Origin of the sequence: Streptomyces lydicus (assembly GCF_000717345.1) — a bacterium.
Taxonomy (GTDB): Bacteria; Actinomycetota; Actinomycetes; order Streptomycetales; family Streptomycetaceae; genus Streptomyces; species Streptomyces lydicus.
In genome coordinates, this window is the sequence record NZ_JNZA01000048.1 from 35,529 (window position 1) to 49,546 (window position 14,018).

Consider the following 14,018-nt stretch of genomic DNA (forward strand, 5'->3'; position numbering starts at 1 on the left):
TACAGGCAACGCAGCCGACACGGCAACAACAGCGGGAAGGGCGAGTCCTCGTGGCAAGGGTTCGGAGAAGGGGACGCGTCGTCAGCGCCGTGCTGGTGGCGGTGCTCGGCGCCTCCCTGGCGGGGTGCAGCAGTACCGGAGGCAAGCGCGCCGAGGACGCGCGTCTCGCCAGGACCGCCGGCGGCAAGGCCGCGGTGAACACCCCCAGGTGGACGTTCGCGATGGTCACCCACTCGGGAGACGGCGACACCTTCTGGGACATCGTGCAGAACGGCGCCCAGCAGGCCGCCGCCAAGGACAACATCAAGTTCGTCTACGGGCACGACGAGGAGGCGTCACGGCAGAGCCAGCTGGTGCAGTCCTACATCGACCAGAAGGTCGACGGACTGATCGTCTCGCTCGCCAAGCCCAACGCCATGAAGGACGTCGTCGCCAAGGCCGAGAAGGCCGGCATCCCGGTGATCACGGTGAACTCCGGCGCCGAGGAGTCCAAGGCGTTCGGCGCGCTCAGCCACATCGGGCAGGACGAGACGGTGGCCGGTGAGGCGGTCGGCGAGGAGCTGAACAAGCGCGGCCGCAAGAAGGCCCTCTGCGTCCTGCACGAGCAGGGCAACGTCGGGCACGAGCAGCGCTGCGACGGGGCGAAGAAGACCTTCAAGGGCGATCTGCAGAAGCTCTACGTCGAAGGCACCAACATGCCCGACGTGCAGTCCTCCATCGAGTCCAAGCTCCAGGCCGACCCGTCCATCGACGCCGTCGTCACCCTCGGCGCGCCGTTCGCCCCCACCGCGGTCAAGGCCGCGCAGCAGGCCGGCAGCAAGGCCGAGGTCGACACCTTCGACCTCAACGCGCAGGTCGCGACCGGCCTGAAGGACGGCTCCCTCGGCTTCGCCGTCGACCAGCAGCCCTACCTCCAGGGCTACGAGGCGGTCGACCTGCTCTGGCTGTACAAGTACAACGCGGACATGCTCGGTGGCGGCAAGCCCGTGCTCACCGGTCCCCAGGTGATCACCAAGAAGGACGCCGCGGCCCTGCAGGACTACACGAAGCGGGGAACGCGATGACCACCACCCTCAAGGCACCCGCCCAGGACGAACGGCTGCTGCACCGCTCGCTGGCCCGCCGGCTGATGGGCCGCCCCGAACTGGGCTCGATCGTCGGCGCCGCCGCCGTCTTCGTCTTCTTCTCCGTCGTCGCCGAGCCCTTCCTGCGGGCCTCCAGCCTCTCCACCGTGCTCTACGCGTCCTCCACCATCGGCATCATGGCCGTCCCGGTGGCGCTGCTGATGATCGGCGGGGAATTCGATCTGTCGGCCGGCGTCATGGTCGTCAGCTCGGCGCTGATCTCGTCGATGTTCAGCTACCAGATGACCGCCAACACCTGGGTCGGCGTCGGGGTGTCCCTGCTGGTCACCCTCGCGATCGGGGCGTTCAACGGCTTCCTGCTGACCCGTACGAAACTGCCCAGCTTCATCATCACGCTCGGCACCTTCTTCATGCTCACCGGCCTCAACCTCGGCTTCACCAAGCTGATCGACGGCACCGTCTCGACGAAGTCCATCGCCGACATGGAGGGCTTCGACTCGGCCCGGACGCTCTTCGCCTCGCACCTGAGCCTCGGCAGCGTCGACATCCAGATCACCATCCTGTGGTGGATCGTGCTGGTCGCCGTCGCGACCTGGATCCTGCTGCGCACCCGCGTCGGCAACTGGATCTTCGCGGTGGGCGGCAACGCCGACGCCGCGCGGGCGGTCGGCGTCCCGGTCACCAAGACCAAGATCGGCCTCTACATGGGCGTCGCCTTCGCCGCCTGGGTCTCCGGACAGCACCTGCTGTTCTCGTACGACGCGATCCAGTCCGGCGACGGCGTGGGCAACGAATTCCTCTACATCATCGCGGCGGCGGTCGGCGGCTGCCTGATGACCGGCGGCTTCGGCTCGGCGATCGGCGCCGCCGTCGGCGCCTTCATCTTCGGCATGGCCAGCAAGGGCATCGTGTACGCGCAGTGGAACCCGGACTGGTACAAGTTCTTCCTCGGCGCGATGCTGCTGCTCGCCACACTTCTGAACGCATGGGTCCGCAAGCGGGCGGAGGCACAGGCATGACCGCGCTGGTCGAGCTGACGGACGTCAGCAAGTACTACGGCAACGTCCGGGCACTGGAGGGCGTGTCCCTGGAGGTGCACGCGGGCGAGATCTCCTGCGTGCTCGGCGACAACGGCGCCGGCAAATCCACCCTCATCAAGATCATCGCGGGGCTGCACCGGCACGACGCCGGCTCCTTCACCATCGACGGCGAGGAGACCACCCTCTCCTCCCCGCGCGAGGCCCTGGACCGCGGGATCGCCACCGTCTACCAGGACCTCGCCGTCGTCCCCCTGATGCCGGTGTGGCGGAACTTCTTCCTCGGCTCCGAGCCCACCACCGGCATCGGCCCCTTCAAGCGGCTCGACGTCGCCACGATGCGCGAGACCACCCGCAGCGAGCTGCTGCGGATGGGCATCGACCTGCGGGACGTCGACCAGCCCATCGGCACCCTCTCGGGCGGCGAGCGGCAGTGCGTCGCCATCGCCCGCGCCGTGTACTTCGGGGCCAAGGTCCTCGTCCTGGACGAGCCGACGGCGGCGCTCGGCGTCAAGCAGTCCGGCGTCGTCCTGAAGTACGTCGCGGCCGCCCGGGACGCCGGCCTCGGCGTGGTGTTGATCACGCACAATCCGCACCACGCCTACCTCGTGGGTGACCGCTTCGTCCTCCTCAAGCGGGGCGCCATGGCCGGCAGCCACACCAAGGCGGAGATCGCCCTGGAGGAGCTGACCCGGCAGATGGCGGGCGGCAGTGAGCTGGAACAGCTCAGCCACGAGCTGGCCCGCACCGCCACCCCGGAATTCCCCGGCGGACACCGGCCCGACTGACCGCCGGCACGGTACGCCGCGCCCCGCGCCGCAGGTGCGATGCGGGGTGCGGCCGTCCCGTGCGCCATGCGCCGTAAGGCCCGGATGATGCACAATCGCTGCGAACCCGCACATCGAGGCCCCGGCCTCCCGAGACCGCGCAGGGACGAGACGACTCTTGCGAGCACGCAGCCGCCGCGACCGGACCGGCGAACAGGGCCGCGACCGTAACGCCGAAGAGGTGGGTCGATGAGCATGTACCGGGACCGGGTGCACCGGGGATCGGCCAGAGCGACCGTGCTGCGCACGGTCGGCACCCGCGAGCGGCGCTCGCACCTGACCGCGCCCCGCGTGCCCACCGTCGGCATCGACATCGGCGGCACCAAGGTCATGGCGGGCGTCGTCGACGCCGACGGCACGATCCTGGAGAAGGTCCGCACCGAGACGCCGGACAAGTCCAAGAGCCCCAAGGTCGTCGAGGACACCATCACCGAGCTGGTGCTCGACCTCTCCGACCGGCACGACGTGCACGCGGTCGGCATCGGCGCGGCCGGCTGGGTCGACGCGGACCGCTCCAACGTGCTCTTCGCGCCGCACCTGAACTGGCGCAACGAGCCGCTGCGCGACCGGCTGGCCGGCCGGCTGGCCGTCCCCGTCATGGTCGACAACGACGCCAACACCGCCGCCTGGGCGGAATGGCGCTTCGGCGCCGGACGGGGCGAGGACCACCTCGTCATGATCACGCTGGGGACGGGCATCGGCGGCGCCATCCTGGAGGACGGCGCGGTCAAGCGCGGCAAATACGGCGTGGCGGGCGAATTCGGTCATATGCAGGTCGTGCCCGGCGGCCACCGCTGCCCGTGCGGCAACCGCGGCTGCTGGGAGCAGTACAGCTCCGGCAACGCCCTCGTCCGCGAGGCCCGGGAACTGGCCGCCGCCGACTCCCCGGTCGCGTACAACATCATCGAGCGGGTCGGCGGCCGGATCGGCGACATCACCGGCCCGCTGATCACCGAGCTGGCCCGGGAGGGCGACGCGATGTGCGTCGAGCTCCTCCAGGAGATCGGCCAGTGGCTCGGCGTGGGCATCGCCAACCTCGCGGCCGCGCTCGACCCGTCCTGCTTCGTCATCGGCGGGGGCGTCAGCGCCGCCGACGACCTGCTGATCGCCCCGGCCAGGGATGCCTTCCGGCGCCATCTCACCGGCCGTGGCTACCGCCCCGAAGCCACCCTCGCCAAGGCCCAGCTGGGCCCCGAGGCCGGTATGGTCGGCGCCGCCGACCTCGCCCGGTTGGTGGCCCGCCGCTTCCGCCGCGCCAACCGCCGTCGCGTCGAGCGCTACGAGCGCTACGAACGGACCGGCCGCCGATGACCGAAACCGAGTCCCACGCCATGCACGACGACCACCTCGCCGCCGCCCCGCCCCGGGTCAAGCGCCGCCGCCCCCTGCTGATGGCGCTGATCGTCTTCCTGCTGATCGCCATCCCGGCCGGCTACATCGTCATCTCCGCCGAGCAGAGCCGCGACAGCGGCGAGGGCAAGGAGGCCGAGGCCGCCGCCACCGGCCTGACCAACGCCTTCCCCACCAAGGTCCAGCAGCGGATCTACAACGTTCCGGTACCGATCGGCTCCACCCCGGTCTACTACTACGAGACCAACTCCTGGCAGACCAGCTCGCTGTTCGTGCAGTTCCGGACGAACGAGTGGGGCCTGGAGCACTACCTCGCGGCCATCGGCACCAGCACCGCCGCGCTGAAGAAGGACCGGCAGACCATCCCGCCCGCCCAGGCGGCGAAGGTCGGCTGGGACTTCAGCGTCGACTGGCCCTGGGCGGGCACGACGACCAGCACCAAGGCACCGCATCCGGCGCAGCGGATCATGGTCAGCTACGACGAGCCGGGGCACCCCGTCGTGTACACGGTCTCGACCGTCAACTTCTGACCGGAGCGCGCCCGGGGCCGGTCCCTTCCTGACCCGGGTGTCAGGACCGGGTCCGCGAGTCGGTGCCGTGGCCGGGTGAGTGAGGAACCCCCGTCGGACGGCTCCGGCGGGGGTTTCTGCGTCAGCCGCTTGAGCGCCGGCGTCGTACCGGGTGTGGTGCGGGGCTGCTGTCGGACGTGCGCGCCCGTCGTACGTGCCACCGGCCGACCGCCAACCGCCGACCCAGCCTGCCACTTCGAGCGCTCGTACCGCTATCGGTGAGATGACCGATGTGCGGTGGGTGGGCGCACGGCCATAGTCCTCGAAAGATCGTTCGCGGGTGACTGCTGTGCGCCCGCCGCCTTTCGAAAGGACTCCTTCTGTGGACACGTACGCGGACCTGGTATTTCTCGGCGGGCGGGTCGTCACGGTTGATGCGCGGTTCACCGTCGCCTCGGCCCTGGCGGTGACCGGGGGGACCATCAGTGCCGTGGGAGGGCGGGCTGACATCGCGCCGCTCGTCGGCCCGGGCACCCGCGTCATCGACCTGCGCGGGGCGACGCTGCTTCCCGGTATCAACGATTCCCATCTCCACGGATGCGCCTTCGGCATGGCCAGCCCGCCGCTCTCGCTCGACCTCGGGCACCCCGCCGTCTCCTCGCTCGCGGACGTGGCCGAGGCGGTACGGCAGGCCGTCGGGCGGGCCCCGGACGGGCAGTGGATCACAGGCCACGGCTGGGACACCGGTTACCTCGACGAATGCGTCACCGATTCCTCGCGGCAGCCCTCGCGGCACGACCTCGACACCGTGAGCCGGGACCACCCGGTCGTCCTGTACTCCTTCTCCGGCCACGCCACGTGGGTCAACTCCAAGGCGCTGGAGCTCCTCGGCGTCGACCGGTACACCGTCGCACCACCCGGCGGGGCCATCGTCACGGACGACGCCGGGGAGCCGACCGGACTGCTGCACGAGGGGGCCCAGGCCCTCGTCCAGAATGCCCTGCCGCCGCTCAGCCGGCAGGAGCGGACCGACGCCATCCGGTCGACCCTCGCCACCCTCGCCCGGCGACCGCCGATCCGCGCCGCCTGGCGATCCACGGCGTCAAAATATTCGCCGACGGCATCGTCCCCAACAAGACGGCCTGGATGCACGAGCCGTACGTCGGCGGCGGCTGCGGTTGCCTGTGCGTCGGCGGCGGGACCGACGCCGAGCGGATCACCGAGATCGACGCCATGATCCGGCATGCGCACGTCGCCGGGCACCAAATGGGCGTCCACGTCACCGGCGACCGGGCCATCGACACCGTGGCGGACGCCTTCGCCGCGGCCATGGCCGCACACCCGCGTCCCGACGCCCGCCACTACCTCATCCACGGCGACTTCCTCACCGCGCACAGCATGAAGGTGCTGGCCGCGCACGGCTTCGGCGTGAACATGAACCCCACCATCAAGTGGACCGTCGCCGACATGGAGGAGGACTTCGTCGGCGCCGGACGTGCCGCGTACGCATGGCCCTACCGGGACGCCCTCGACGCCGGCGTGCGGGTCGCCAGCGGATCCGACGCTCCCGTCACCCACCCGGACTGGCGCCAGGGCATCGCCACCATGATGCTCCGCGAGTCGAAGGCCACCGGCCGGGTCAGCGGCCCCGAACAGCGCATCGGCCTTGCCGAAGCGGTCCGCACATACACCATCGACGCGGCCTGGCAGGACTTCGCCGACGACTGGAAGGGCTCCCTGGAGCCCGGCAAGGTCGCCGACCTCTGTGTGCTCGACGGGGATCTGCTCGCCGCCGACCCCCACGACATCCCGGAGATGCCCGTCGTCCTGACCGTCATGGACGGGCAGGTCGTGCACGACACCCTCCGCGATTGACCTACCCCCTCCACATGATCATCCTTGGAGGATGGCAGCCAACCGGAGCACGGCAGACATCCTGGACGCGGCCGTGCACGTCCGCCAGGCCGCCAGGAGCGCCACGAGCGGCACGGCCGGCCTCGACGCGGTCCTGGCGGCGCTGTCGGAGGTGATGGAGTACGACCATGCCTCCCTGACCCGGTGGGATCCGCTGCGCCGGCGCCACACCACCCTGGCCGGAAGCTACCCGGACGACGCCACGGCCTACATCGAGACCCGCCTCCACCACGACCCGGTCTTCCCGGTCCTCCGCAGCCCGGCCCGAGGCGGTCTCTGGCTCAGGGACGTTCCCAGGCACCTCCTGGCAGCCTCACCGGGCTTTCTGGAGGTGCTGTCTCCCCTCGGCATCCAGGACGGGGTGGCCCAGTGCCTGTTCGGCGCCGACGGCCGGTACGTCGGCATGCTGAACGTCAGCACCCGCCGACCACGGCGCACCCCCGACCCGGCGCGCGCCGTGGTCACCCTCCTCACCGAGTCCCTCGCCGCTGCCGTCGCTCCCCGCACCACCCCGCAATGCCCGGAGGCCGCCGCAGACCACGCCGCCGTTCCTCCGCGGCGGCCGGGCGGCCTCTCACCACGGGAACTCCAGGTACTGGCCGAACTGACCACCGGCCGCACCAACCGCGAGATCGCCGAACGCCTCTACATCACACCGCGCACCGTCGCCACCCACATCGAGCACATCCTCACCAAGCTCGACCTCCCCAACCGCGCGGCCGCCGCCGCCCGAGCCGCCACGTGGGGAATCGCACCTTCAGCCTGACCCGGCCGGGGTGCCGACCGGCCTGCCGGCCGAGTCCGGTTATGCGTCCGCTCCACGCCTCCACGTTCCGTCAACTGCCGCCATACTGGAGGCATTTGGTCGCCACGCAGGGATGAACGACGAGGGGGCAACGTGGTGCCGCAGGACTCCGGGCACAGACCGGACTTACGGACCGACACCGAGACCGGGACCACGACCGGCATCGAATCCACGACCACCGTCGACGCCGGCCCCTCCCTCGTCCGTTTCTCGCGCGACGAGTACGCCCGGCGAGTGGTGGCCCGGGTCGCGCCCGAGGAGCTGCCGGCCTTGGTGCTCGCCGATGCCGTGGCCGGCGAACTGGCGCTGCTGAGACCCGGCGGGGATGAGGAGCCGACGCAGTGAAGCCCGCTGCCTCGCGCCCTCCGCGCCCGTCGGGCCCTTCCGGCTCCCTCGACATCGAAGCGTTCCCCTCCGATCTGTCGCTGATGCTGCTCCTGCTGGTGGTCTCGGTCCTGGCCCAGGACCTGTTCTTCGCCCTGTGGATGGCCACGTTGCAGGCGCCCGTGACGGAGCTGTGCACGGGCTCGGCGCTGGACTGTCCCAGGGATGCCGGCGCGATGGTCAGCGGCACGGTGAACTACCTTCTGATGCTGCTCACGCCCGGGCTCGCGATCGGGGCGAGCACCGGCCGGCGCCGGCGCCGGCGTGCCACGCCGCTGGCCGAGACACCGTTCCACGGGGCCGCAGAGGCGGTGGGGAACCTCATCCGGGAGGCCCGACTGAGCCGGAAACCGGTGGTGATGCTGGACCCGCGGCTGGCGTCGGCAGCGTACGTCACCGGTCAGCAACACCGGCCCCTGCTGATGCTCGGCCCGGAACTGCTGGTGCTGCGCGGGAAGGGCGACCACGGACGGCGGATCTTCGACACGGTGGTCCGGCACGAGCTGGCGCATCTGCGCGGCAGGGACCTGCAGACGTACCACGTGCTGACGGTGTTCCGCCGCTCCAACCTGGTCGCCGGGGCCTTCATCGTCTTCGCCATCACCCTGGACGTGCTCAACCTCAACTCCACGCCGGGCGCGCTGGTGGTCACCCTGCTCCGGGCCCTCCTGCTCACTCTGCTCGGCGAGTTGATCTCCCGCGCCTACCTGCGGGTCCGCGAACACCATGCCGACCTGCACGCCGGCAGGACCGACCGCGACGGACTGCTCGCCGCCCTCGGTGCGAACAGCGGCCGGGCGGACGGAACGGGCGCGGCACGGCTGCGGTCCTGGCTGCGCCACCACCCCCTGGGCGACGAACGGCTGGGCGTGGCCAGGACCCCGGGCCGGATGCTGGCCTCCTCGCCGGGGCGGGTGTTCCTCGGTGCGACCGTCGCCGGTGTGCTGCTGCCGACGCTCCAGGACATGCTGCTGCGGTTCTACGGACCCGAGCACGGGGCCCTCACGATGATTCTGTGCGGGCTGCTCGTCGGGGTGGCTCTGACGCTGTTCGTGGGGTTCACGCTGTGGCGTCACCAGTGGTACGCGGCAGGTCCGGCCCGGCTCGGCCGGTCTGCGCTCACCGGCCTGATCGTGGCGGTGGGGGTGGTGGCGGGCGGTTGGCTCGCCCTCTACACGCGGGTGTCCGGCTACGGTCTCTCCGGTATGCCGCTGGAACCTTCGTTCCTCGCCGTGGTGGTCGTCGCGGCCGTGCTGCTGTGCGGCTGGCTCACGGTCGTCGGGGCGCAGTGGTACCGGGGCGACCCCGAGGCGCAACGCATGCCCCGGTTCCTGAAGTTGGCCGTGGTGCCGGCGTGCCTGCTCGGAGGGTGGCTGATGGCCGGTGTCTGGGTGTGGGGAGTGACCCTTCAGGGCGTCCTGACCGCGTGCTCGATGAAGGGCTACCGGTGTGTGACGAACCCGGACCGGGCTGTTGCCGAGGCGGTGACCGGGTTCATCGCACCCGGCCCGGTGCTGGTGGCGGTCATGCTCATCGCTCTGGCCGTCCCGCTGGCCGCCCGTTTCGCCGCACCGGTCACCGACAGGATCTCGCGATGAGGAGCGGAACTCCTCCGTGCCACCTCGACGGCACCGCCGCCCCGCGGGCCGCCCAGTGAGCCCGTGCGGGCGCCCCGGACTCGTCCCATGCTGGACACGAGGGGGTTCGGGCGACGGAGGAAGTGGTGAGCATGCAGACCGTTGTGGATCTCACGCGCTGCCAGGGCTACGCGCAGTGCGTGTTCCTCGCGCCGGACGTGTTCCAGCTGCACGGGGAAGAGGGGCTGCTGTACGCCACGGCCGTCCCCGACGACCAGGTCGAACGGGTGCGCCGGGCCGCTGCGGCCTGCCCGGTACAGGCGATTCTCCTCGGCGAGGAGGTGAGCACCGGTGCCCGGTGACCTCAAGGACGGGCGCATCGTCATCGTCGGCGCGTCGCTGGCCGGATTGCGGGCCGCGGAGGCGCTGCGTACGGAGGGCTTCACCGGCTCACTGACCGTGGTCGGGGACGAGCCCCATCCGCCCTACGACCGGCCGCCACTGTCCAAACAGGTACTCCTCGGCCAGGCAGCGGCGCACACCACCGGACTGCCGATGCGGTGCGACCCGGAAGCCGACTGGCGGCTGGGAGTGCGTGCCACCGGACTGGACCCCCTCGCGAAGCGGGTGCAGCTGGAGAACGGCGAGGCACTCCCGTTCGACCGGGTGCTGATCGCCACCGGGACCCGGGCGCGGCCCTGGCCGAACCCGGAGGAGGCCGCCCTGGACGGGGTGTTCACGCTGCGTACCAGGGATGAAGCCGGGAGCCTGACCGAGCGGCTGGCGGCCGGGCCGCAGCGGGTGCTGGTGATCGGTGGCGGCTTCACCGGCTCGGAGATCGCCTCGGCCTGCCGCGAGCGCGGGCTGGAGGTCACGGTCGCCGAACGCGGCCCCGCGCCCCTGGTGGGCGCGCTCGGCGGCACCCTGTCGAAGCTGGCCGCCGTCATGCAGCGCAATCACGGCGTTGACCTGCGGTGCGGGGTCACGGTGACCACCCTGCGCGGGGACGGGAACGGCCGGTTCACCGGTGCGGAGCTGTCCGACGGGAGCCGCGTCGACGCGGATGTGTGCGTCGTGGCGCTGGGCGCCGTGCGGAACGTGGAGTGGCTCGCGGAGTGCGGGCTGGCCGCGGGCCCGCGCGGGATCGCCTGCGACGCCGGCTGCCGGGCCTTCACCATGTACGGGATCGTCACCGACGACGTCTTCGTGGCCGGCGACGTGTCCCGCTTCCCCCACCCGCTGTTCGGCTACCAGATGCTGTCCCTGGAGCACTGGGGCAACGCCGTCGCCCAGGCCGACGTGGCGGCCCACAACATGGTCAACCCGGGTCCGCTGCGGCGCCCGCACCTCGCCATCCCGACGTTCTGGTCGACCCAGTTCGGATTCAACATCAAGTCGGTGGGCGTGCCCACCTTCTCCGACCACGTGGTCATCGCCCAGGGCTCCCTGGAGGCGCGCCGGCTGGTGATGGCCTACGGCTACCAGGGGCGGATCACCGCCGCGGTCACCGTCGACATGGCCAAGTCGCTCGACTACTACCGGCACCTGATCGAGACGGCCGCTCCGTTCCCGCCCCCGCCCGGGGCGGCGGACCGTGCGCTCGCCGCCGAGATCCCGATCCCTTCCGACGTGCCGGACCCGAAGGTGCTCTCCCACGGGCCCACCGTGGCGCTCACCGGATACCTGCCCGATCGCCGACTGACCGTGGTGCAGCCCTCGCGCTGAGCCACGCCCCGCCCCACCCCGAGGAGCGCCACCATGGACTCCGGCACCCTGGACTCCCAGACCCTGCTGGCACGGATCACCGACTACGCCAGCCGTCCCGATCCCTACCCGCTGTACGCGGAACTCCGCAGCGCCGGTCCGGCGGTGCGGCAGACCGACGGCAGCTATCTGGTCGGCACGTATCACGAGATCGCCGCCCTGCTCCACGACCCGCGCATGAGTGCCGACCCCCGCTCCCGCGGCGAGAGCGAGATGACCCACAAGCCGCCCTTCCTACGGCTCGACGATCCCGAGCACCACCGGCTGCGCACCCTGGCCATGCGACCGTTCGGCCCGCCGCACAGCCCGGGCCGGGTCGAGGCCATGCGCGGCGAGATCGACGAGATCACCAAGGAGTTGATGGGTTCCTTCCAGGCGGGGCGCCAGGTCGACATCGTCGACGACTTCGCCTACCCGCTGCCCGTCACCGTCATCTGCCGGTTGCTCGGCGTGCCGCGCGAGGACGAGCCGCGCTTCCGGGAATGGTCCAACACCCTCGTCGCATCCGCCGACGTGCGGCCGGAAGACGACTCCACCGACCCGGCCCGGGCGGGCGACCAGGCACGGATCGAGATGGGCGGGTACCTGGTCGACCTCGCCGAACAGCGCCGTGGCCACCCGACCGGCGACATGCTGTCCGACTTCGTCAACGAGCCGGACCCCGCCCTGCGGCTCACCCAGGAGGAACTCGCGGGAACCGCCGTGCTGTTGCTCATCGCGGGCCACGAGACCACGGTCAACCTCATCACCAACGGGGCGCTCACCCTGCTGCGCCACCCCGAGCACCTGGACCGGCTGCGGCGCGAGCCCGACCTGATGCCGCGGGTGGTGGAGGAACTGCTGCGCTACGAACCGCCGGTCCACATGCGGGAGCGCATCCCCCTCGACGACATCGAGGTCACCGGCACCACGATCGCGCAGGGCACGCCCGTGGTACTGGTGTTGGCTTCCGGTAACCGTGACCCGATGCGGTTCCACGAGCCCGACCGGTTCGACCCCACCCGCCCGGACAACGAGCACTTCGGCTTCGGCAGTGGCATCCATCTCTGCTACGGCGGTCCCCTGGCCCGCATCGAGGCCGAGTCCGCACTGCGCGCGCTGGTCCCGTACCTCGGCACCGCCCGCCTGGGCCAGGACCCGCCCCCGTACCGGCAGAACGCCATGCTCCGCGGCCCCCGCCACCTGCCGGTCGACCTGAAGGTACCCGTCCCGCACTGAGCAGGCCGTCGGCCTGTGAACCTGCCTGGACACCCGGGGCCAACCCCGCGGGCGCCGGCACGCGTCGACGCCGCCGGCGAGTGGCTGCACGCGGGCTGCCGGAGCGGAGCCCGCGTGGACAAGCCTCCGGGTGTGTCCGCTCGATCGCGCCGGGCGGCCGATGAGCTTTTCCGGGCCTCGGTCGGACGGTCGGATCAGCGCAGTCCGGCGAAGAGATCGTTCTCCGGTACGGCCGTGCCGGTGGCGTCCTGGACACGTACGAAGGTCTCCATGCCCATCAACTCGCCGAACCTCTCCTTGCCCATCTTGAGGAAGAAGATGTTCTCGCCCTGACTGGCGTGCGCGGCCAGGGCATCGAATTTCTGACCGCTGAATGCGGTGGTGTCCACCCACGTGGTGATCTCATCGTCGGGGAGGCCGATTTCGGCTATCGCGGCGGCCTCGGCAGGATCCGGCTCCGGCACGTCCTCCTGAAACTCGCGCATGGTCTCCCCGAACCGCTGCATCATCGAGCGGGGCATCGTCGTCCAGTACACCTTCGGTGTCAGCGCGGTCATCTCCAGCGCCGCCATCGTGATGCGGTGGGCCTGGATGTGGTCGGGGTGGCCGTAGAAGCCGTTCTCGTCGTAGGTGACGACCACATCGGGTCGGTAGTGCCGCATGAGTTCTGCGAGTCGGGCGGCGCCTTCCTCCACGGGGGTCTGCCAGAAGGATCCGGGGGCGTCGTTGCTCGGCCAGCCGATCATCCCGGAGTCGGCATAGTCCAGCATCTCCAGATCGCTGACCTTCAGGACGTCACAACTCGCCTCAAGTTCTTGACGGCGCATCAAAGCGACGGTCGCCGGATCGTGCCCGGGGTCGCCCGGCTTGGCACCCCCTGGTCCGTCACCGCAACCGCCGTCGGTACACGTCACGAGAACCGTGCGGATGCCCTCGGCCGCGTACCGCGCGAGGACCCCTCCGGTTCCGGTGGCCTCGTCGTCGGGGTGGGCGTGTACTGCCATGAGCGTCAAGGGCCGGTCAGTCATGAAACAGTCCTCCTGCAGAAAAGCGTCTTGTCCGAGGGCGCGGCGGGTGTACCGCGATCCCGGGACCGGATCCTGGTGGGACGGACGACCTTGTGGTCTCCGTGTTCCCCGCCTTGCGGCTCCGGTCCCTCGGTCGATGCAACCGTGCCGACCGGCCTGGCTGTTCCCGGCGCGCGGTGGCTTTCCAGGCTTCGGGATTCAACGCGAACGAGGTGCAGGCGCGACTGCCGTCCTGTGGAGGCGCCTTACGTGTGGTGGGTTGCTGACTGCTGAATCTGCGGCTGCCCCGGGTGGTCGGCCGAGAGCTAGTGGGACCGGCCGCGCCCGGTACGGCAGCAGGGCCCGGACCGCGTGTCGCGGTCCGGGCCCTGCCTCGTGCGGTGCCGCCCTGCGGCGGCGGTGCGTCAGCTCTGTGCGGTGTCGTCGCCCGTCTGCCCGGCGCCCTCAGCTGCGCCTGCCTTCTCGCGCATCTTGCGCACCAGCTCCGCCTTCTGGTCGGCGGCACCCTGGCGGTCGAGGT

15 protein-coding genes are annotated in these 14,018 nt (G+C 70.9%); 13 read left to right on the forward strand and 2 right to left on the reverse strand.

Going from position 1 to position 14,018, the window contains the following annotated elements:
• Positions 1 to 50: 50 nt before the first annotated feature.
• The 13 genes from OO62_RS32785 to OO62_RS32840 all read left to right on the forward strand — a co-directional run bounded on the left by OO62_RS32785 (position 51) and on the right by OO62_RS32840 (position 12,470).
• Positions 51 to 1,064, forward strand: a complete 1,014-nt coding sequence (locus tag OO62_RS32785; RefSeq protein WP_443045367.1) for a sugar ABC transporter substrate-binding protein — start codon at positions 51 to 53, stop codon at positions 1,062 to 1,064.
• Positions 1,061 to 2,104, forward strand: a complete 1,044-nt coding sequence (locus OO62_RS32790; RefSeq protein ID WP_033271327.1) for an ABC transporter permease — start codon at positions 1,061 to 1,063, stop codon at positions 2,102 to 2,104. Before OO62_RS32785 ends, OO62_RS32790 begins: the two co-directional genes overlap by 4 nt.
• Positions 2,101 to 2,910: an ATP-binding cassette domain-containing protein gene (locus OO62_RS32795; RefSeq protein ID WP_033271328.1), complete on the forward strand. Its 810-nt coding sequence runs from the start codon at positions 2,101 to 2,103 to the stop codon at positions 2,908 to 2,910. Before OO62_RS32790 ends, OO62_RS32795 begins: the two co-directional genes overlap by 4 nt.
• Before the next feature lie 228 nt (positions 2,911 to 3,138).
• Positions 3,139 to 4,260 carry an ROK family glucokinase gene (locus tag OO62_RS32800; protein WP_033271329.1) on the forward strand — a complete coding sequence of 374 codons (1,122 nt, stop codon included), beginning with the start codon at positions 3,139 to 3,141 and terminating at the stop codon, positions 4,258 to 4,260.
• A complete protein-coding gene (locus OO62_RS32805; RefSeq protein ID WP_033271330.1) occupies positions 4,257 to 4,829 on the forward strand; it encodes a hypothetical protein in 573 nt (190 codons plus the stop codon). Before OO62_RS32800 ends, OO62_RS32805 begins: the two co-directional genes overlap by 4 nt.
• A 361-nt stretch (positions 4,830 to 5,190) precedes the next feature.
• Positions 5,191 to 6,045: an amidohydrolase gene (locus OO62_RS41815; protein ID WP_428835914.1), complete on the forward strand. Its 855-nt coding sequence runs from the start codon at positions 5,191 to 5,193 to the stop codon at positions 6,043 to 6,045.
• The gene (locus OO62_RS41820) at positions 5,931 to 6,683 is read left to right on the forward strand and encodes an amidohydrolase family protein (protein WP_428835915.1); all 753 of its coding nucleotides are present in this window, start codon (positions 5,931 to 5,933) and stop codon (positions 6,681 to 6,683) included. Before OO62_RS41815 ends, OO62_RS41820 begins: the two co-directional genes overlap by 115 nt.
• Before the next feature lie 31 nt (positions 6,684 to 6,714).
• The gene (locus OO62_RS32815; protein ID WP_033271331.1) at positions 6,715 to 7,488 is read left to right on the forward strand and encodes a helix-turn-helix transcriptional regulator; all 774 of its coding nucleotides are present in this window, start codon (positions 6,715 to 6,717) and stop codon (positions 7,486 to 7,488) included.
• 132 nt (positions 7,489 to 7,620) lie between these two features.
• A complete protein-coding gene (locus OO62_RS32820) occupies positions 7,621 to 7,872 on the forward strand; it encodes a hypothetical protein (protein WP_033271332.1) in 252 nt (83 codons plus the stop codon).
• Positions 7,869 to 9,509 carry a M48 family metallopeptidase gene (locus OO62_RS32825; RefSeq protein WP_033271333.1) on the forward strand — a complete coding sequence of 547 codons (1,641 nt, stop codon included), beginning with the start codon at positions 7,869 to 7,871 and terminating at the stop codon, positions 9,507 to 9,509. Before OO62_RS32820 ends, OO62_RS32825 begins: the two co-directional genes overlap by 4 nt.
• A 131-nt stretch (positions 9,510 to 9,640) precedes the next feature.
• Complete coding sequence (locus OO62_RS32830) at positions 9,641 to 9,850, forward strand: ferredoxin (protein ID WP_033271341.1); 210 nt, start codon at positions 9,641 to 9,643, stop codon at positions 9,848 to 9,850.
• Positions 9,840 to 11,213, forward strand: coding sequence for an NAD(P)/FAD-dependent oxidoreductase (locus tag OO62_RS32835; RefSeq protein WP_033271334.1), 1,374 nt, complete (start codon positions 9,840 to 9,842; stop codon positions 11,211 to 11,213). The genes OO62_RS32830 and OO62_RS32835 overlap by 11 nt, the downstream gene beginning before the upstream one ends.
• A 48-nt stretch (positions 11,214 to 11,261) precedes the next feature.
• Positions 11,262 to 12,470: a cytochrome P450 gene (locus tag OO62_RS32840; RefSeq protein WP_033271342.1), complete on the forward strand. Its 1,209-nt coding sequence runs from the start codon at positions 11,262 to 11,264 to the stop codon at positions 12,468 to 12,470.
• Positions 12,471 to 12,664: 194 nt separating this feature from the next.
• Here the strand turns inward: OO62_RS32840 and OO62_RS32845 are convergent, their stop codons facing one another.
• Complete coding sequence (locus OO62_RS32845; protein ID WP_033271335.1) at positions 12,665 to 13,498, reverse strand: PIG-L family deacetylase; 834 nt, start codon at positions 13,496 to 13,498, stop codon at positions 12,665 to 12,667.
• A 404-nt stretch (positions 13,499 to 13,902) separates the two neighbouring features.
• On the reverse strand, positions 13,903 to 14,018 hold a 116-nt coding region (locus OO62_RS41065; RefSeq protein ID WP_248782308.1), incomplete at its 5' end, for a DUF6243 family protein.